At 71.2% G+C, this 18,901-nt stretch carries 20 protein-coding genes; 6 read left to right on the top strand and 14 right to left on the bottom strand.

Going from position 1 to position 18,901, the window contains the following annotated elements; translation table 11 throughout:
- The first annotated feature begins 112 nt into the window (after positions 1-112).
- Both ACFYOY_RS25980 and ACFYOY_RS25975 read left to right on the top strand, forming a co-directional pair.
- Positions 113-946, top strand: coding sequence for a response regulator transcription factor (locus ACFYOY_RS25980; RefSeq protein WP_351879012.1), 834 nt, complete (start codon positions 113-115; stop codon positions 944-946).
- The gene (locus tag ACFYOY_RS25975) at positions 939-2,051 is read left to right on the top strand and encodes a HAMP domain-containing sensor histidine kinase (RefSeq protein ID WP_351879009.1); all 1,113 of its coding nucleotides are present in this window, start codon (positions 939-941) and stop codon (positions 2,049-2,051) included. The genes ACFYOY_RS25980 and ACFYOY_RS25975 overlap by 8 nt, the downstream gene beginning before the upstream one ends.
- Positions 2,052-2,093: 42 nt before the next feature.
- Here the strand turns inward: ACFYOY_RS25975 and ACFYOY_RS25970 are convergent, their stop codons facing one another.
- Positions 2,094-2,864 carry a TIGR03084 family metal-binding protein gene (locus tag ACFYOY_RS25970; protein ID WP_351879568.1) on the bottom strand — a complete coding sequence of 257 codons (771 nt, stop codon included), beginning with the start codon at positions 2,862-2,864 and terminating at the stop codon, positions 2,094-2,096.
- A 110-nt stretch (positions 2,865-2,974) separates the two neighbouring features.
- Positions 2,975-3,484 carry a flavin reductase family protein gene (locus tag ACFYOY_RS25965; RefSeq protein ID WP_351879006.1) on the bottom strand — a complete coding sequence of 170 codons (510 nt, stop codon included), beginning with the start codon at positions 3,482-3,484 and terminating at the stop codon, positions 2,975-2,977.
- 43 nt (positions 3,485-3,527) lie between these two features.
- Between ACFYOY_RS25965 and ACFYOY_RS25960 the strand changes: the two genes are divergently transcribed.
- Positions 3,528-4,082, top strand: coding sequence for a MarR family winged helix-turn-helix transcriptional regulator (locus ACFYOY_RS25960; RefSeq protein ID WP_078644418.1), 555 nt, complete (start codon positions 3,528-3,530; stop codon positions 4,080-4,082).
- A gap of 280 nt (positions 4,083-4,362) precedes the next feature.
- Here the strand turns inward: ACFYOY_RS25960 and tcuA are convergent, their stop codons facing one another.
- The 9 genes from tcuA to ACFYOY_RS25915 all read right to left on the bottom strand — a co-directional run bounded on the left by tcuA (position 4,363) and on the right by ACFYOY_RS25915 (position 13,251).
- Positions 4,363-5,859, bottom strand: coding sequence for an FAD-dependent tricarballylate dehydrogenase TcuA (tcuA, locus tag ACFYOY_RS25955; RefSeq protein ID WP_351879003.1), 1,497 nt, complete (start codon positions 5,857-5,859; stop codon positions 4,363-4,365).
- A gap of 103 nt (positions 5,860-5,962) precedes the next feature.
- Positions 5,963-6,898: a pyruvate carboxyltransferase gene (locus ACFYOY_RS25950; RefSeq protein WP_351879000.1), complete on the bottom strand. Its 936-nt coding sequence runs from the start codon at positions 6,896-6,898 to the stop codon at positions 5,963-5,965.
- 9 nt (positions 6,899-6,907) lie between these two features.
- On the bottom strand, positions 6,908-8,578 hold the full coding sequence (locus ACFYOY_RS25945) for an AMP-binding protein (RefSeq protein WP_388589906.1): 1,671 nt from the start codon (positions 8,576-8,578) through the stop codon (positions 6,908-6,910).
- Positions 8,575-9,603: an LLM class flavin-dependent oxidoreductase gene (locus ACFYOY_RS25940; protein WP_388589903.1), complete on the bottom strand. Its 1,029-nt coding sequence runs from the start codon at positions 9,601-9,603 to the stop codon at positions 8,575-8,577. The genes ACFYOY_RS25945 and ACFYOY_RS25940 overlap by 4 nt, the downstream gene beginning before the upstream one ends.
- A gap of 7 nt (positions 9,604-9,610) precedes the next feature.
- Entirely contained in the window at positions 9,611-10,111 is a 501-nt protein-coding gene (locus ACFYOY_RS25935) for a PaaI family thioesterase (RefSeq protein WP_351878991.1), read from the bottom strand.
- Complete coding sequence (locus ACFYOY_RS25930) at positions 10,104-11,096, bottom strand: Ldh family oxidoreductase (protein WP_388589900.1); 993 nt, start codon at positions 11,094-11,096, stop codon at positions 10,104-10,106. The genes ACFYOY_RS25935 and ACFYOY_RS25930 overlap by 8 nt, the downstream gene beginning before the upstream one ends.
- Before the next feature lie 276 nt (positions 11,097-11,372).
- Positions 11,373-11,771 carry a nuclear transport factor 2 family protein gene (locus ACFYOY_RS25925; protein ID WP_388590164.1) on the bottom strand — a complete coding sequence of 133 codons (399 nt, stop codon included), beginning with the start codon at positions 11,769-11,771 and terminating at the stop codon, positions 11,373-11,375.
- A gap of 25 nt (positions 11,772-11,796) precedes the next feature.
- Entirely contained in the window at positions 11,797-12,645 is an 849-nt protein-coding gene (locus tag ACFYOY_RS25920; protein WP_351878985.1) for an alpha/beta hydrolase, read from the bottom strand.
- 138 nt (positions 12,646-12,783) lie between these two features.
- Positions 12,784-13,251 (bottom strand): helix-turn-helix domain-containing protein, encoded by a 468-nt coding sequence (locus ACFYOY_RS25915; RefSeq protein WP_351878982.1) that lies wholly within the window; start codon positions 13,249-13,251, stop codon positions 12,784-12,786.
- A gap of 139 nt (positions 13,252-13,390) precedes the next feature.
- On the opposite strand from ACFYOY_RS25915, the gene ACFYOY_RS25910 reads away from it, so the two are divergent.
- Positions 13,391-13,783, top strand: a complete 393-nt coding sequence (locus ACFYOY_RS25910) for a transposase (protein ID WP_351878979.1) — start codon at positions 13,391-13,393, stop codon at positions 13,781-13,783.
- 51 nt (positions 13,784-13,834) lie between these two features.
- Here ACFYOY_RS25910 and ACFYOY_RS25905 read toward each other — a convergent pair whose 3' ends face one another.
- Entirely contained in the window at positions 13,835-14,887 is a 1,053-nt protein-coding gene (locus ACFYOY_RS25905; protein ID WP_388589895.1) for an NAD-dependent epimerase/dehydratase family protein, read from the bottom strand.
- A 258-nt stretch (positions 14,888-15,145) separates the two neighbouring features.
- Between ACFYOY_RS25905 and ACFYOY_RS25900 the strand changes: the two genes are divergently transcribed.
- Entirely contained in the window at positions 15,146-16,057 is a 912-nt protein-coding gene (locus ACFYOY_RS25900; RefSeq protein ID WP_351878973.1) for a class I SAM-dependent methyltransferase, read from the top strand.
- A 120-nt stretch (positions 16,058-16,177) separates the two neighbouring features.
- On the opposite strand, the gene ACFYOY_RS25895 is transcribed toward ACFYOY_RS25900, so the two are convergent.
- Positions 16,178-16,702, bottom strand: a complete 525-nt coding sequence (locus ACFYOY_RS25895; protein ID WP_388590162.1) for a MepB family protein — start codon at positions 16,700-16,702, stop codon at positions 16,178-16,180.
- Between the two features lie 121 nt (positions 16,703-16,823).
- Complete coding sequence (locus ACFYOY_RS25890) at positions 16,824-17,537, bottom strand: peptidyl-tRNA hydrolase (RefSeq protein WP_388590160.1); 714 nt, start codon at positions 17,535-17,537, stop codon at positions 16,824-16,826.
- Between the two features lie 190 nt (positions 17,538-17,727).
- Between ACFYOY_RS25890 and ACFYOY_RS25885 the strand changes: the two genes are divergently transcribed.
- Positions 17,728-18,819: an ATP-binding cassette domain-containing protein gene (locus ACFYOY_RS25885; RefSeq protein ID WP_388589891.1), complete on the top strand. Its 1,092-nt coding sequence runs from the start codon at positions 17,728-17,730 to the stop codon at positions 18,817-18,819.
- The last annotated feature ends 82 nt before the right edge of the window (positions 18,820-18,901 follow it).

Raw genomic sequence — 18,901 nt, 5'->3', positions numbered from 1 at the left:
CGAAGGAGAAAGCGACATTTCGGGCTTCAGGTTCTTACGAAACACGGACGTCGCCCGGTCCGCGGCCTCCCTGCCGCGCCCCGGCGCCGGACCTGGTGTCACGCTGTGGGGCATGCAGCAGACCCCGTCTCCCACCCGCGTGCTCGTCGTGGACGACGATCCGACCGTGGCCGAGGTCGTCGCCGGGTACCTCGGCCGGGCCGGATTCGCCGTGGACCAGGCCGCCGACGGCCCCGGGGCGCTCGCCCGCGCCGCCGCCCGCTGGCCGGACCTGGTCGTCCTCGACCTGATGCTGCCCGGTATGGACGGGCTGGAGGTGTGCCGCGCGCTCCGCGACAAGGGCCCGGTGCCGGTCATCATGCTCACCGCGCGCGGCGACGAGGAGGACCGGATCCTCGGCCTGGAGATCGGCGCGGACGACTACGTCACCAAGCCGTTCAGCCCACGGGAGCTGGTGCTGCGCGTCGAGTCGGTGCTCCGCCGCGGCCGGCCCGGTCCGCAGGTCCCCGGCTCGTCCGCCCCCGCCCCGGGCGGCGCGGCACACCGCGCCGGGATCACCCTCGATCCCCTGGCCCGGCGCGCCACCCGGGACGGCCGGGAACTCGCCCTGACGGTACGCGAGTTCGACCTGCTGTCCTTTCTGCTGCGCCACCCGGGGGTGGCCTTCACCCGCGAGGAGCTGATGCGCGAGGTGTGGGGATGGGACTTCGGGGATCTGTCCACCGTCACCGTCCATGTGCGGCGGCTGCGCGGAAAGGTCGAGGACGATCCCGCCGCGCCCCGGCTCATCCAGACCGTATGGGGCATCGGCTACCGCTTCGACGCTCCGCCCGAGGCCGCCGATGGGCCACCTGACAACGGGCGAGGGGACGAGGTGCGATGGGACGAGGCGCGGCGGTCCGAGGGACGGGACGGCGACGGGCGGGGGGCGGGCTCCGATGCGTGATGTGCTCCTCATGGCGGCGTTCGCCTTCCTCGGCGCGGCGGCGGCCGGTCTGCTGGGCGCGCTGGCTCTGCGGCTGGTGCGCGGCCGTTCGGTCGCGGTGTCCCTCACCGTCGTCGCCGCCGTCGCGGTCACGGCGATGCTCGCCGGGACGCTGGCCGTCGCCTGGGCGATGTTCCTGTCCCCGCACGACCTGACAGTGGTCACCACCGTCTGCGCCATGGCCGCCGTGGTGTCCATGGCCACCGCCTTGCTGCTGGGCCGCTGGGTGGTGGCGCGCAGCAACGCGCTGGCCCTCGCCGCCCGCTCCTTCGGGGACGGCGGGAGCTTCGCCGCCCCCGACGGCCAGGCCACCGCCGAACTCGCCGCGCTCGGCCGTGAACTGGCCGCCACCAGCGCCAAGCTGGCCGCCTCCCGCGAGCGTGAGCGTGCCCTGGAGTCCTCCCGCCGGGAGCTGGTCGCCTGGATATCCCACGATCTGCGCACCCCGCTGGCGGGGCTGCGCGCGATGTCCGAGGCGCTGGAGGACGGGGTGGCACCGGACCCGGACCGCTACCTCCGCCGGATCCGCACCGAGGTGGAGCGGCTGAACACGATGGTCGGCGACCTCTTCGAACTCTCCCGCATCCACGCCGGAGCGCTCGCCCTCAGCCCCACCCGGATCTCCGTCTACGACCTGATCGGCGACGCCCTCGCCGGGGTCGATCCGCTCGCCCGTGAGCTGGGCGTTCAGCTGATCGGCGACCGTGTGGACCCCGTCCCGGTGGAGGTCGACGGCAAGGAGATGACCCGCGTGCTCGGAAACCTCCTCGTCAACGCCGTCCGCCGCACCCCGGCGGACGGCACGGTCGCGGTGACCGCCGAACGGGAGGCGGACACGGTCGTGCTGTCGGTCACCGACGGCTGCGGCGGGATCCCGGAGGAGGACCTTCCGCGCGTCTTCGACACCGGCTGGCGCGGCACCAATGCCCGCACACCCCCGGCGGGCGCCGGTCTGGGCCTCGCCATCGTCCGCGGCATCGTCGAGGCCCACGACGGCCAGGCGGCGGTCCGCAATGTCGACGGCGGCTGCCGCTTCGAGGTCCGCCTCCCCGCTGCCATCACCTAGGGTGATGCGCCAGAAATGACGCTTGCGCGGCAACCACTCACGCTACTGCGGTACTTCGCCTGGTGGCCGCCCCGGGCCGGGCGGGCCCGCGAAGCATTGGGCGATGGCGAGCCACTGCTCGGCAACCTCACCTCGGCAGGTCAGAGACGTGTCGAGGGGATGCCTGCGTTGGGTGACCACCAGGGCGAAGTCGAGCGCGTCGCCCGTGACGGAGGCATGGGCGTCCTCCGGGCCGCGGGCCCACGGGCGGCCGCTGGGCAGGCGTAGTTCGACGCGCGGTGGTGACGACGGCACGGGCAGGCCGCGGTTGGTGAAGCTGAATGCGAAGGTGGCGGATCCGAGGTGGCAAATGTGCCGGATCCGGTCCGTGGGCCGGCGGACGATCTTCAGCGCTTCGGCGACGTCCTGGCCGTGTGCCCAGTATTCCATCAGGCGAGCTGTGGCCAGCGTCGCCGGGTTCATCGGCGGTCCGAACCAGGGGACCTTCTGGTCCCGGCGCGTGGACTGAAACGCCTTCAGCAGTGCCGCGAAGGCGTCGTCCCATTCCTGTCGTAGCCCTTCCGCCGAGGAGTCCCGGCGGGTCGTGATGTGGCTGTCGAGGAGCGCGCTCAGGCCCTCGTCCGTGGCGGGACGGACACGCCGGAATTCACCGGGAGTGGCCATCGCCTCCTCCGCCATAAGGTCGCATCCGATCAGGTGCGACACGCCGGCTCTGACGTCCCAGCCGGCCGCCGGAGTCGGCCGCCGCAGGTCCGTCCCCGAGGTGATGAGTGCCCGCAGCGCTTCGAACTCCGCCGTGAGATCGTCGAGCAGTTCGCGGGGAACTCCGTCGTTCTTGTTGATGGCCCTCCTCCTGTCAACGCTTCCGAGGTATCCGCGGTCTTGAGGCCGTCCCGTGGGGTTCTACGGGGTGCCATGACTGATCAGGCGGAGACGAGTTGGTTGTAGCCGCTCCGGAAGAACAGCAGGGGTGACGCCGTGCTGTCGGCGTCGAGGTCGTTGACACGCCCGATGACGATGTAGTGATCACCGGCATCGTGCACGGCTTCGACCGTGCAGCCGATCCAGGCGACCACGCCGTCGATGACCGGGTCTCCGTTCGGACCGGACCGCCAGGCCACCTCGGCGAATTTATCGCCTCCCGACACCGACAGCGCACCGCAGATCCGCTCCTGGCCGGTGGCGAGGACGTTCACGCAGAAGGTGCCGCGCTCGGCGATGACCGGGAACGTCGATGACGTCTTGCCGGGCAGGAACGCCACGAGCGGAGGGTCGAGTGAGACCGAGGTGAACGACGCGACGGTCATGCCCACCGGTCCGCCCTGCGCATCGCGCGAAGTGATGGCGGTGATGCCGCTGGGGAAGTGCCCCAGGACGGTCCGAAAACGCGCACTGTCGGGGGCCGGGTGCCGAGGATCCGTTGATGTAAGCATGCTTATAGAGTAGAAGCATGCTTACATGATTGCAAGCTTGCTGATGATCTGGTCCCGCAGGCCGTATGCTGCGCGGGTGACAAGCGATCTCCCCTACATCAACCCGTTCGACGACGGTCGTTCGCCGACCGGGGCCACCGCCGGCATGGACGAAGCGTCGTCGATGATCGATGCCGTCTTCCGGTTCGAGCGGGCGGTCACCAGGATCGGGAACACGCGACTGCGTCCGTGGAAGATGACGCTGTCCAGCTACACCGCCCTGCGCATCCTGGCCAATCAGCCCCATCTCAGCCTCGCTCAGCTGTCACGCCGCTGCTACGTGCGGCCGCAGACCATGACGCGGATCGTCACGCAATTGGAGAATCGCGGTTTCGTGGCCCGCGACGCGCATCCGGAGAGCGAACGGGCGCTCTCGCTCCGGGTCACCGAGGCGGGTCTGGCCGCCTTGGCCGAGATGAGCGACGAGGTCCTCAAGATCAGTGACACGTTGAACGCCACGCTCGGGCGGGATGACGTCGTCGCCGCTGATGACCGCCTGCGGCAGGCCGCGGTGGTGGTGGAGAACGAACTCCGGGACATGGGCCGCCCCGAGGAATGACCGCGCGGATGACCGCCACCAGGCGCGGACCCGGATAGCCCGGGTAGGTGCATTACCGCGCCGACACCCCCTTGCGGCCCGTCCTGGTGGCGCGTGGTCGCCCTCATCCGCACGCAGGCCGTGGCGCCCCCTCGCGATGCCCCCGCGCGATGCCACCACGCGGTGTCGCCCGGCTGCCGCCTCGATTCATGGGCAGGCGAGCAGCCGGGCGATCGTGGGCCGGATCGACGAACCCGACCGCGGTCCGTCCGTCCCTGTTGTCCGACCGACTTCGTGCTGTTCAGGCCGGGTGCGGAGCCGACTCGGCTTCGGCCACGGCGGTGTGTCCGGCCGCGCGGCCGAACACCGCGGCGCGCATGAGGGCGGCGCCACCAGGATAGTCGCCGTAGAACAGACCGCCGATGGCCTCGCCGGCCGCGTACAGACCGGGCACCGGCGCCCCGTCTGCCCCGAGCGCCCGTCCGTCCGGGTCGATCCGGATGCCGCCGAAGGTGAAGGTGAGCCCCGCCACGGCGTGGTAGGCGACGTACGGTGGCCGGTCGAGCGGTGCGGCCCAGCGGGACTTGGGCGGGGTGATGCCGGCCGTGCCGCGATCCTCACTGATGCCGTCACCGGGCGGGCAGGCGTTGTTGAACGTCTGAAGCGTGTGTGCCAGCCGGTCGGCGGGCACCCCGATCCGCTCGGCGAGCTCAGGCACCGTGTCCGCGACGACGGGCACTGCCGCGCCGGCGAACTCATCGGCCACCCGGGCCGCGGTGCGCTGGTCGAAGATCTCGAATGCCTCGCACCCGGGTTGCGGCATGATCGCCTTGCCCATCTTCGAGTAGTTCTTGACCCATGGGCCGGGGCCCTCGTCGACGAACCGCTCGCCGTCGCGGTTGACGAGTACGCCGAGCCAGAAGCCGTGCAGCGGGAACGGCGGCGAGGCCGCACTGCTCTCCGGTGAGGGCATGGCCGGGTCGACCGCGGCCGAATGACAGCTCGACCAGGTACCGGCCTTGTCCGCCCCGGCGCGAAGTGCGGCCTGGATCCCTTCGCCCGTGGCCAGGCGGGTGCCGCGCAGGCGCACCGTTTCCCACTCCGGTCCCAGATGCTCGCGGCGAAGTTCGCGGTTGGCCTGGAAGCCGCCGGTGGCGACCACTACGGCGTCGGCGGGTACGGTCTGGCCGCCGTCGCCGACCGCAACGCCCGTGACCCGGCCGTCGCTGTGCAGCACCTCCGCCAGCGGTGTGAACCAGCGGATCTCGACGCCGATCCGCTCGGCGTGCGCGAGCAGGGGCCGGATCACCTCGAACCCGCGTGACATTCCCTCGCCGACGCACGTGAGGACCTGGCCGGGTGGGATGTGCAGGACGCCGCCGCGGATCTCGGCGCCCAGAGTGCGGTTGAACGTGAAGCGGACACCTTTCGCGGCCAGCCAGCGGACGGTGTCCAACGACCGTTCGGCGAGCGCGTCGATCAGATGTGGCTCGGCTCGGCCGCCGCTCATCGCCGACAGCTCGGCCGCGTAGGCCCGGCGGGTGTACGGCGGCGCCTCGATCCGGTCGGCTTTCATGCCCGGTTCGAAGTCCTGCGTGATCGACGTCAGATCGTCCGGCCCGTCATAGCAGAACAGGAACAACCCGCCGGAAAAGGCGGCGTTCCCGCCGACGTCCTCGCGGCTGCCCTTTTCCAGCAGTACGACGCGGGCGCCGGCCTCGCGGGCGGAAATCGCCGCGGAGAGCCCGGTCAGACCGGCGCCGGCGACGACGATCGTGGGCGTATGGGTTTTCGTCACTGGTCCTCCTTGACCCGACGGGGCCTTCCCGGCCCATGGAGTTGAACCGGTATGCGCCGGCCGGGGTGGCTGTGGTGCGCAGGGCACGAGTTCACGGCCGCCGTCACCAGGTGAAGGCGAGCGGTGTGCCGGGCCGGCCAGTGCTCGGTACGGGACCGGTGTGCCGGACGAACCCCTTGCCGGGCACGCCGATCTCGCTGGTGAGCCAGTTCGCTGTCGCGATGAGGCGGGGGAGGTCGATACCGGTGTCCACACCGCAGCGTTCGAGCAGTTGCACGGCGTCCTCGGTGCACAGCCCCCCGCCCTGGGTGCCGGATATCGCCGGGTGGCCGCCGCTGCCGGCGAGGGAGGTGTCGATGGCGCGGATCCCGAGTTCGAGGATGGGGAGCAGGGCGGCCAGGCCCATGCCGCGGTCGTCGTGGATCTGCACGGTCAGGTTGCCGGGCGGTACGTGCGTGAGCGCTGCGGTGAGGAGTTCGCGGATCTGGGGCGGTGCCGCGTAGCCGGAGGAATCCGCGAGGATCCAGTGGTCCACCCCGATGTCGAGGAGCCGCCGGGCCGGCTGCTGGAGATCTTCGCCGGTGCGCGCGGGGCCGGTTGGCCCGCCCCAGGCGAAGATGATGTAGGACCCGAGCATGATGTTCCGGTCCGCGGCGTACGCGGCCATGCGCTCCAGTTCGCGCAACGAGTCCGCCGTGGACCGTCCGATGTTGGCACGGGCGAACTCTTCGTCGGCGGAGAGCAGGAAGTACGCCGTGTCGGCGCCCGCGTCGACCGCGCGGGCGAGCCCGTGCGTATTGCCGACACAGCAGCCGAGGCTGAGCCCGGGCACCCGCGGCACGCGGGCGAACACCTCCGCGGCGTCGGCGAGGCCCGGTACGAGGTCGGGCCGGACGAAGGAGGACAGCTCGAACGCGCGGACGCCGGCGTCGATCAGGCGTTGCACGAGTTCGATCTTGACGTCGGTCGGGACCGCATGGTCCTGGAAGGTCAACCGGGGCGCGATCTCGCGGATGCGCACTCCGTCGGGGAGGGACATGGCGGTTCCTCAGGCGTGGCGGGTGGGGGTGAGCCCGGCGGCGAGCGCGTCCCAGGCTTCGGTGCGGCCCTGGTCCCGCAGCTGGTGTTTGCGGACCTTGCCGTTCGGGGTGACGGGAAGCCGGTCCACGATGCGGTAGTAGCGGGGGACCATGAAGTGCGGCATCGACCGGTCGCAGTGGGCGAACAGTGCGGTGAAATCCAGTTCGTGGCCGGGTTCGAGCTGCACGATGGCGAGGACCTCGTCCTCGCCCAGCTCCGACGGCGTGCCGACGGCGGCAGCGGCCACGACGCCGGGATGGGCGAGCAGGACCGATTCGACCTCGTGGGAGGAGATGTTCTCGCCGCGGCGGCGCAATGCGTCCTTCTTGCGGTCGATGAAGTAGAAGTAGCCGTCTTCGTCGGTGTAGCCCAGGTCGCCGGTGTGCCACCAGAGATCCTTTATGGTGGCGAGCGTCGCTTCGGGATCGCCGTGGTAGCCGGAGAACATGATGCTCGGCAGGCGGGGCCGGTACACGATCTCCCCGGTCTGACCGGGCGCGGCGCGACAGCCGGACTCGTCGTGGATCTCCAGGACGGACGATGCGGTGGGCAGGCCCAGCGAGCCGACCTTCCGGGCGCCGAGCGGGTTGTAGAGGACGTTCTTGATCTCGGTGAGCCCGTACCCCTCGACGACGTGTACGCCGAACCGCTCCTCGAACGGACGGAGCACTGGGGGCGGGGCGGGCGCGGCGAATACCTTCCTCGCCCGGTGCTCACGATCGCGGTCGGACGGAGGCTGCGCCAGGAGCATCGGCAGGACGGAGCCAAGGGCGTTGAACTGGGTGACCCGGTGGGTGCGCAGCTCGTCCCAGAACCTGCTGGCGCTGAACCGGCGCCCGAGGACCACGGTCGCCCCCGCGTAGAAGGCATGCAGGGTTATGTTGATCTGGGCGGCGCCGTGGAACAGCGGCAGACAGGTGTAGAGCCGCTCATCGGCGGTCGTGGCCATCTGCGCCGCGCATTCGCGCGCGGCGACCAGCGGCATCAGATGCGGGTACACAACCCCCTTGCTCCGCCCGGTGGTTCCGGAGGTGAGCATGATCGCGGCCGGGTCCTGCGGCGCGACGCGGGGGAGCTCCACCGCCGGGTCGCCGGCCGCGAGCAGATCCTTCCAGTTCTGTACCGTCACCCCGGGCGGGGTCCGGCAGGGGGCACCTCCCAGCGGTAGCTGGGGGAGCGGGGCGCCGTCGAGCAGTACGACCGTCTCGAGGGTTGGAGGTACCTCGCGCAGGTCGGCGACGAGCTCCAGCAGGGCCGCATCGGTGACCAGCACCCGCACGCCGGTGCTGCGGAGCGCGTGGTCGAGGAAGGAGCCCTTGTAGGCGATGTTGATCGGGACCTCGACGGCGCCGGCGCGGGCCGCTCCCAGCCAGGTGAGCAGATATTCGGGCCGGTTGGGGAGGAAGATCCCCACCGAGTTGCCCGGGGCGACACCTGCCGCCATGAGACCGCGCGCCACGTCGGTGACAGTCGCGTCGAGCGTGCCGTAGGTCAGTTCGGTGTCGTCGAAGACGAGCGCGGGCTTGTCGGGATGTTCCGCGGCGCGGGCGGTGATGAGGCCGCCGACTGTGCCGTCGGCGAGATCGGAGAAGTCCTCCGGGCCCGGGGCGCCATTGCCCCGGGCGATGGTCGACGTCATGCCAGCTCCTTCTTCGCCCGGGCCAGGAAGCCCTCCAGCGACGGGTCCCAGGCCGCTTCCGCGCCGGTCGTCACGAGGAACGTCTCGACTCCGAGCTCGCGGTACCTGCCCAGGGTGTCCAGGACGCGCTCCTCGGTGCCGACGAGCGCCTGGGAATTGGCGAAGCCGCCCAGGAGCTTGGTCAGCCCGGTCCAGAAGCAGTCGTCGTGCAACTCGTGGTCGGTGAGCGCGAGAGCCCGTTGCCGTCCGACGGAGGCGTCGGTCGACGATGAGCGCAGGAAGGTCGTGGATCCGGCGGCCTCGGCGATCTGCCGCTCCACGGCACGGGCCTGGGCCCAGGCGTCGTCGTCGGTGTCACCGATGAACAGGCGCAGACTCAGCGAGAACCGCATGGCACGGCCGTAGCCTTCGGCGGCCGCGGTGACCCGGTCGATGCGTTCCTTCGTACCCGCGAACGGTTCCCCCCACAGCATGTACAGGTCGGCGTGGCGGGCGCCGAAGTCCACGGCGTCGGCGCTCTCCCCGCCCATGAAGATCGGCACCTGCCCCTGCACCGGCTTGGTCTGCAGCTTCACCGCCTCGGCCGTGTAGTACTCGCCGCGGTGGTCGAAGGGAGCGGTTTCGGTCCAGGCGCGGCGGACGATGTCGAGGTACTCGACCGCCCGCCGGTAGCGATCGGCCTTGGGCAGGTCGTCCGACTCGCGTCGCAGATCCTTGTCGGAGCCGCCCACGACCACATTGATGGCGAGCCTCCCGCGGGCCAGCACGTCGAGGGTGGCGAAGTAGCGCGCGGCGGCCACCGGTGCCATCACGCCGGGACGGTGCGCGACGATCGGCGAGAACCTCTCCGATGCCGCCAGCGCGAACGGTGCGGTGGCGTGGTTGTGCGGCCAGGTGGAGGAGTACCCGACGAGGACCCGGTCGATGGCCTGCGAGCGGTCCAGCTCCCGGACCCTGGAGATCATGCGGTCGGGGTCGGTTTCGCCGGCCTGGAGGGGCTGCAGCCCAGTGAAGAATTCGACCATGGCGTTCTCAGCTTTCTGCGTGGGATCCGTTGGGGGACAGTGGTTGACGGGCGAGCCAGGCCTCGTGCCGGGCGAAATGGTGCGGGTGGCGTGTCCGCAGCTCGGCCCGGCCGGTGGCCAGCGCCGTGCCGGCGAGCGTCATCTCGGCGGAGACCTCCCACTGCCTGCCGGCGTGCCGGTCGATCCGGGCCAGCACCTGAACGGGCCGTTCGACCGGGACCGGGCGAAGGTAGGAGACCGCCAGCGACTTGGTGACCAGCCGCGGTTCGACGCGCAGTGCGACGACGCTGAGCACGTCGTCGAACACCGCGGCCGTCCAGCCGCCGTGGGCGACACCGGGGCCGCCGTGCCAGGACCGTGGGCAGACGACCTCGAACCGCACCACGTCGTCCCGCGCGTCGGCGATCTCGACGCCCAGGCGGCAGGCGTCGTGCGGAGCGCAGCCGCCGCACAGCAGCCGGCCCGACGGGGAGGGCTCGATGGCGGAGGCGTCGGGGTCCTCAGACACCTGCGGCCTCCTTGCGCAGGGCCTCGACCACCGCTTCGGGCACGTCGATGGTGCCCCGCCGGAGCGTCTCGTTCCGACGGGTCACCGAGCGGTCGAACGGCACCCGGACCGGGCGGGTGGCCTCGACGGGACGGGTGGCGCGGACCGATTCGGCGAAGGCCGTGACCCGCTGCCGGTAGTCGTCCGGATCGGTGAGCACGCCGGGATCGAACAGCACGAGGAAGAAGCCGCAGTCCGAAACACCCGGCGGGTCGGCGGCCGCCCCGGTCATCATGCCGAGCAGCTGGACGACCAGAGCGAGCCCGGAGCCCTTGTGCCCGCCCCACACGCCGAACGCGCCCTCGAGCGCGGCGGCCGCGTCGAGCGTCGGCACCCCGGCGGCGTCGTAGGCCTGGCGGGGGGCCAGCTTCTCCCCGAGCCGCGCCTTCAGCGTCACCTCCCCGTACATCACGGCTGAGGTGCCGATGTCCCAGATGACGGGAGTCGGCGTGGCCGGGAAACCGAAGGCGATCGGGTTGGTGCCGAACCGGGATTCGGTGCCACCGTGCGGTGCCACCACCGCCGGCCCGCTGCCCGCGATCATCCCGGCGAGCCCGGCTTCCGCGGCCTTCTCCAGGTAGTACGAGAACATCCCGGTGTACCAGGTGTTGCGTGCGCCGACGACCGCGATGCCCTGAGTGCGGGCCTTGTCCACGGCCAGGTCCAGCGCGTGCATGCCGACGAGGTAGCCCACCTGGTCGCCGCCGTCCACGGTGGCGGACACCGGCGTCTCGGCGACGACTCGGATCGGCTGCGGCGGCGTCCCGGTGGTGCGTATGCGCTCCGCGACGGACAGCGCCCGCGCGAGCCCGCCGAAGGACAGCCCACGCAGTTCGCAGTCGAGCAAATGGTCGGCGATCGTGTCGGCGGCCCCGGCGGAATGCCCGCACGCGGTCATCGCGGCCGTGACGAGCGCGCGGGCGTCGGGCAGGGGCAGTGTCGTCATGAGCCGACCTCCGCGGTGAGGAAACCTGGAATCCACCACTTCGTAAGCATGCTGAGACGGTATAAGCGTGCGTAGGTGAATGCAAGCATGCTGATGGTGCTGGTTCGGGCGGCTCGGCCCGATCGAGTTCGAGGAGAAGGCCGAGGAGACCTGCGAGGGGAGGTGCGACGCCGACCGGGCAGCGGACGGACGAGTGACCCGGTGGTGCTCGTCCTGTCCGTACCCTCCGACCTCCGTTCCGGGGCCTGGGGCACTCGCGGCAGGCCCCGGGGGAGGTCACATCACGGAGTCGGTCTGCAGCGGGCCCGCGGTGACGCGGAGTGTCCGGACCCGGACCGGCTCCTCGCGGTCGAGATAGAAGATGTGCATGAACGGGGCGCGTACCACCTGGTCCGGTGCGCTCTTCTTGGCCATGGCCGCCTCGCCGCGCAGCAGGAGGACGCCGTCACCCGTGGTCCAGCACTCCAGGACCTCATGGGTGATGTTCAGCGGCTCGTCGATCTTGACGAAGAACGCCTTGATGGCCTCCACGCCATGGATATGCGCGGTGCCGAAGAACATGTCGGTGTCCTCGGTCAGCGGTGCGAAGCCCTCGTCGAACTCCAGGGTGTCGATGGCGTCCATGAACCTCAGGACCCAGTCGGGCGCGGCCGTCGCGTGGGCGGTGCCTGTCATGTCTGTCATGGTGATGGCCTCCTGATCAGGCCGCGGCGGGCAGGTCGGCGAGGAAGGCGTCGATCTCGGCGTTGACGCCTTGGGGGTTCTCGCGGGCGGCGAGGTGGGCGGTGTGCTGCAGCACCCGGAAGGTGCTGCCCTCGATGGCGTCGGCCATCTTCCGCACCACGTGAACGGGGAACTGGCTGTCCTCCTCACCGGCGATGATCAGGACGGGCACGTCCTTGATGGTGTTCAGCCGGCGATGCTCGTCCTTGCGGCCGATGAGGATGGAGCGCAGCGCCCACGCGACCGACTTCGGGTCGTCCCGCAGGACGAACTTGGTGAACTCGACGAACTCCGGGTTGGTGGCCTCGGCGGTGGGGCCGGCGAACGCGCCACGCGCGGCCTTGGCGGCCAGCGGCGGCATCTTCGCGTGCAGTGAGAGGAACGTGGACAGTGCGGTGGCCCAGATGCTCTCGAACATGGTGGGCAGGGAGGCTGTGCAGTTGATGCCGATCGCTGCCGCGGTCCGCTGCGGGTGGTAGGCCGGGAAGACCCCGGCGAGCATGCCGCCCCAACTGTTGCCCACCAGGACGCACTTGTCGATGTCGAGCGCGTCGAGGATCTCGACGAGCGCGTCCGAGCAGTCCTCGAGATCGATGATCTTGCGCAGCGCGTCGGACTTGCCGTGTCCGGGGCTGTCGATGAGCACGACGCGATGGGTCGGGGCGAAGTGCTCGTACTGGTGCTGCCACATGGTGCCGTCCATCATCAGGCTCGGCCAGAACACCATGGCAGGGCCGTCGGAACGGCCGCCGACGCGCACATTGACCAGGCCCAGTGAGGTGGGGATCAGCTTCTCGGTGGTCCCTTCGAGCCATTGCGTGGTCATGATCAGTCCTTTCCGTGAACGGGGAGACGTTCAAGCGATCTACTAGTAGCGTATCGCTACTAGTTTCAGAACGCTACTAGCGCGTCTTGGCCGTCCACGGCCGAGGCGGTCGGCGGGCCCCGGAGCCGGAGCCGTCTCCTACTCCTGATCGGCGCCGCTTGCCTCGGTGGATACCGGCCGCAGGGTCGACGCCTCGACCGGCTGATGGCAGCTGCTGCACGCGAGGTACGGATTGGTCGGGTTCCCGCATGTCGTGTGCATCAGCAGGTGATGTGCGGTCTCGTCGTCCGTCGTCTGGGTCTCGGCCCAGCGCGTAATGGTCGCGATGGCGGGGACCACGAGCTCGCGGGCGCTGTCGGTGAGTTCGTATTCGTACCAGGGCTTGTCCGAGCGGTAGGCGCGCTTGGTGAGCAGGCCCAGTTCGGTCAGGCTGTTGAGTCGCGCCGTGAGGATGTTCGCCGAGATGCCCAGGGTTCGCTTGAGCTCGCCGAACCGGCCGATGCCGAAAAACACCTCCCGCAGGATCTGGTAGTTCCAGCGCTCGGAGATCGCGGCCAGGAACTCCTGTCCGTGCTGGAAGCTGACGTGACTCTTGTGATCGGACACGGCTTCTCCTCCCTGGTCATCCCGGTGGTAGTGGTGAATCGAAAGTAGTTCTGTAATGTTACTAGAGCCTGCCTTTAGGGATCATCAGGTGGGGGATCACGGTGTCCGTGATGCGTCGGCATGAACTCACCGACGGGGGATGGGAGTTATTCGCTCCGCTGATGCCGCGGGCACCGGGCAGCCTCGCGGTGAGGACCGGCAGGCCGTCAACGGGATGGTCTACAGGATCCGGACTGGGATCTCCTGGCGTGACCTGCCGGAAGCTACGGCCCGTAGGCTCACCGGCGATGTCCTCGGCGAGTTCGGCGACGTCCAGGGTGCCGTGATCAGTGTGAAGAAGTCTCCTGCATCAGAGGCTTCGGTCAGAGATCCAGCCGTGCCGGAAGAACCGGACCCGACGCACCCCCGACGATCCCGGAGGGCCAGGTCCCAAGCTCCCTGTCTGTGCCGATGGTTCGTGCCTGGTCGCGAGGGTGTCCAAGCATGTGTCACAACCCGACTGTGGACACCCTCGCCCGCGTCGCCGCAGTGATCCCTTGGAATCGATCATCTAGGCGACGCGGCCCCCTCGGGCCCGCTCCCCTCACACCCCCGCGCGCTGTGGGGCACGGGCGAACGCGGTCATGCCTTCCGTGAAGGAGATCGCCGCGCGCCAGCCCAGCGCCTCGCGGATCCGCCGCGACGACGCGGTGATATGCCGTACGTCGCCCAGCCGGTACCCACCCGTCACCACGGGCGCCGGGCCGCCGAACGCCGTGGCCAGGGCCGCGGCCATCTCGCCCACCGTATGGGGGTCGTCGCTGCCGGTGTTGTACGCGGTCAGCGTGGACGGGGCCACCACCTCCGGCGCCGCCTCCAGGGCGGCGACATTGGCCGCGGCCACGTCCCGGACATGGACGAAGTCCCGGCGCTGGCCCCCGTCCTCGAAGACCGTGGGCGCCTCGCCGCGCGCCAGGGCGGAGCGGAAGAAGGAGGCGACCCCCGCGTAGGGGGTGTCGCGCGGCATCCCCGGCCCGTACACATTGTGGTAGCGCAGCGACACCGCGCGGCCGCCCGCCGACCGGGCCCAGGCCGCCGCCAGATGCTCCTGGGCCAGCTTCGTCGTCGCGTACACATTGCGTGGATCGACCGGTGCGTCCTCCTCCACCTTGCCGGGCCGCAGCGATGTGCCGCACTCGGGGCAGCGGGGGTCGAAGCGGCCCGCCGCGAGATCCGCCTCGGCGCGCGGACCGGGACGGACCCGGCCGTGACGGGGGCAGTCGTAGCGTCCCTCCCCGTAGACGACCATCGACCCGGCCAGCACCAGTTCGCGCACCCCGCTCTCCGCCATCGCCGCCAGCAGCACCGCGGTGCCCAGGTCGTTGCAGCCCGCATAGGCCGGGGCGTCCGCGAAGTCCTTGCCGAGACCGACCATCGCCGCCTGGTGGCATACGGCGTCCACGCCGCGCAGTGCAGCGACCACCGCCTCCCGGTCCCGCACATCGGCGTGGATCCACTCCCCGTCCACCGTGGGCGGCGTCGGATGAGCGGCCGGGAGCAGGGCATCGAGGACGACCGGTTCATGGCCGTGATCGATGAGGGCGGTGACGATATGCGAGCCGATGAAGCCCGCCCCTCCGGTGACCAGTACGCGCATGGGGACGACGCTAGGCCCGAGCGGGCGCCGGGGCCCGTCCCCGCGCCGTTCCGTCACCGCTCCGTAAGACCTTCCGGAGGAGGCGTGGTCACGAAATGGTCACAAGGGAGACGGTCCCGCGTTGCCTTTCACTGCGACCGTGGCGCCCACTCGCGTCCCCCGGGACCCCGTCCCCGGGGATCCTTTCCCCAGGGGCTCCCGGACACGATTACCGGACACGTCTCTCCGGACCGCCGCCATCGACGAACAGAGAGCCACATGACGGTCACCACCGCCCCCGCGGCCCAGCGTCCCCGCAGCCTCAATGACGTCAAGGGATGGTTCCCCAGCCTTGACCAAGTACTGTTCGACCGCTTTCTGACCCGCCAGGAGCGCCTCGGGCAGCACGGGGACCTGATGGAGATGGGCGCCTACATGGGCAAGAGCGCCATCTTCACCGCCGCCTATCTGCGGGCGAACGAGCGGTTCACGGTCTGTGACCTCTTCGACGCGGACGCGCCGGACGAGAAGAACGCGGCGGAGGCACGCAAGTCGTACTCCACGTTGACCCGCACCGCATTCGAGCAGAACTACCTGGCCTTCTGGGACGAGCTCCCGTATGTCATCCAGGGCCCGACCTCCGTCGTGCCCGACCACGTCGGCGCGGACACCTGCCGCTTCATCCACGTGGACGCCTCGCACCTGTACGAGCATGTGGCGGGCGACATCGGCACCGCGCACAGCACGCTGGTGCCCGGCGGTCTCGTCGTCCTCGACGACTTCCGCTCCGAGCACACCCCCGGGGTGGCCGCCGCGACCTGGGAGGCGGTGTTCACCCGGGGCCTGCGGCCCATCTGCCTGACCACGCAGAAGCTCTACGGCACCTGGGGCGACCCGGAGCCGATCCAGGACGAGCTGCTCGCGGACGAGGCATGGCGCAAGGGGATGCACACCAGCGTGCAGGAGATCGCGGGTCGCAGGGTGCTGCGGTTCTCGGGGAAGCCCGCGAACCCGGCCCCGCCCACGTCCCGCTACGCCGATGAGCCGCGCGACGCCGCCCCCGAGCCGCGCTCGGCGCCCGCCGCGGCGGCGTCCGCCGCTGCGGCGCGCCGCCCCACCGTGGTCCGGCGGCTGGCCGCCGACGTGCTCCCGCCGGTCGTCACCCGCGCGATCCGCCGCCGCAAGCGATAGCCCTGGGCGCGGACGGAACCCCGGCGCGGCGGACGCCCTTACGGCCGCCGCGGCGCCGGGTGGTTCCGGCTGCGCGGCCGAGGTAGAAGCGCGGACCCATGGGTGGACCTACGCCTGGATTTACGCGTGGTAGAGGGCGCGGGCGCGCGCCAGGTCGACAAGCCCGTCCTCACCGAGGTGCAGGAAGTAGTTCACCTGCCACCCCTGAGTGCTGCGCGCCTGGCGATTGACCGTGGTCACCCACGGTGGGTAGACGCGGAACCCTCGCTTCCCGGCGGAGCCGTTCCGGGACATGATCCCGCGCTCGCACAGCACCTCGCCCGGGAACACGAACTGCCCGAAGTGGCCGCTGTCGCGGCTGCTGATGACGACGAGGTCCACCCCGTCCTCGGCGTCGAAGGGCCGGATCGGCCCCTCCGCGGACCGCTGCCAGACGGTGACGAACTGGCCAGTCTTCGTCGGGGTGGTCTTGGCCACACGGAACCTGACCGAGAGCCCGTCGAGCGTGAACCCGTGAGCCGCGTACTCGGCACTCTCCGGCTCGGGCACCGGCTGTGAGCAGGTAAAACCGCCCGGGTCGTACACCGACGTCCGCGCCGCCAGGAGATCACGGTGGAGCTCTGCCCACGGCTGATTCGTCACTATTCCCTCATCCTGTCATCACGCCCACCGCACACCGCTGATGCCCGTGGTGGCTCAAACACATGCACCACGTCGGGCGTGACGGGATCCGCCAACGCGGTTCGGGGAGGGGAAGACGACGGCCTTACGGCCGCCGTAGCGCCGGGTGGTCCGCCACCACCGTGCAGGACCCCGGTGCGATCTCGGTGAACCCCGCGTCGCGCACCACCGGCAGCCCGCTCGTGGTGAGATCGTCCCACCGCTCGGCCGACGCCGTACGCACCGCCAGCGGGAACCCGGCCTCGCGCCAGGCCGCCCGCGCCGAGTCGTCCAGCTCCCACCAGGCCAGCTGCGCACCGTGCCCGGCCTGGGCCATCGCCTTGCCCGCCGACATCTCCACATGGGGACTCAGCCACAGCACCGGACCGGTGAGGTCGGGGGCGGGCGGCGGCTCGGGGTCGTCCAGGTCGGTGCCGGAGACCTGCAGCTTGGCCAGCTCCTTGGGCCAGCCGTCCAGCGGCACCGGCGGGAACACCCGCACCTCGGCGGCCGGCGGTGGCCCGTCCTCGGCAGCGGTCGCGGCGGGCGCCCGGCCCGTGACCGTGATGCCCGGCAGCTCGGCCGCGCGGCGCCACTCCGCGCCGCGCGCCCGCCGTACGACCTTGCGGATCCGGGCGTCCTGCCAGTCCCGTACGGCCTGGGACCACTCGCCGTCCGCGGCCGTCGCCCGCTCGTCCGACAGCAGCACCAGCACCGCGCGCGCCGCCGTCTCCAGGGCGTCCGTGCGCGCCGGGGGCGCGGCCTTCTCGATCCGGACCACCAGGGGCAGGACGAACTGCGGCGCGGCGTCCCGGTCGATGTCGGAGTGCCTAAAGGGGCTGCTGTCGGCGCCGGATCCGGTGCCGTGGTGAGTGGTTGCCCGGGTGCTGGTCTCGGTGCCGGTCTCGCTGTTGACTTCGGCGCTGGCGTCGGTGCTGGTCACGCGCCCAGTGTGCCAGGAACGCGGCGGCGGCCGCCGGGGCCGGCCGCCACGCCTATGCTCAACCAGCATGAGACTGCGAGGAGTCGGCCGCCGCTACGGCCTGGGCGGGCCCTGGGTGCTGCGCGGTGTCGATCTCGAGGTGCCGCCGGGCTCGCTGACCCGGGTCGAGGGGCGCAACGGCAGCGGCAAGTCCACGCTGCTGCGGCTGCTCGCCGGGATCGACGCCCCCAGCACGGGCCGGATCACCGGCCGCCCGGCCACCGCCTACGTCCCCGAGCGGTTCCCGGCCGAGCTGCCGTTCTCCGCCCTCGGCTACCTCACCCACCTGGGCCGGATCCACGGGCTGTCCCGCGCCGCGGCGGTGCGCGGGGCGGGGGAGTGGCTGGAACGGTTCGGGGCGGACGGATACGCCGGCACCCCGCTCGCCGAGCTCTCCAAGGGCACCAGCCAGAAGATCGCCGTGGCACAGGCGCTGCTGGCCGCCCCCGGGCTGCTGGTCCTGGACGAGGCGTGGACCGGCCTCGACCAGGCCGCGCGCGGGGTGCTGGACACGGCGGTCGCCGAGCGCGTGGCCGACGGCGGCGCGGTCGTCTTCGTCGACCACGACCCACGCCGCCTCGCCGGGGCCCCGGACCGGGTCCTGCGCGTCGCCGAGACCCGGCTGGTGCCGGTGGACACGGACACCCGCGAGGCACCGGGGACGGCGGTTCCGCCCGACCGGGAGCCCGCACCACCGGGCGGGCGCGCCCCCGCCCCCGCCGTGCCCGGCCCGTCGGCTTCGGCCGGGGAGCGGCCGTCCCCCGCGGGGGCACGGCCGGGGCAGTCCACGGCCCCGGCCGACGCATGGGTCCGGGTGGAGGCTGAGGGAGCGCCCGGGGCCGAGCTGCCCGCCGGGCTCCCGGGCGGGGCGGTGCGCGAGGACGGCCCCGCTGCGCACGGGGGCGGGAGCGCGCCCGCCGGTCCGGCGGGCCCGGTCGTACGGCTGACGGTCTGCGCCGCCCACTCCGACGCCCTGCTCCGTACCCTCCTGACCGCTGACCCGCCGTGGCACATCCGCGCGGTGACGACCGTCGGCGATATCCACGAGTCCACCGACGCGCCTCAGGAGCCCGCCGACGCGCCTCAGGAACCCATCGTGGCGCCGAGGGAGTTTCAATGACTGAGTCAAGCCGCCTGCGCGACTGGTGGGGCGGGGGTGAATACCCGGTTGTCGCGCAGGAGAGCCCACAGCACGCTGGCTC

The organism is Streptomyces sp. NPDC007875 (assembly GCF_042868035.1).
GTDB classification, from domain to species: Bacteria; Actinomycetota; Actinomycetes; order Streptomycetales; family Streptomycetaceae; genus Streptomyces; species Streptomyces antimycoticus.
This window is presented reverse-complemented; position numbering and strand designations above follow the sequence as displayed.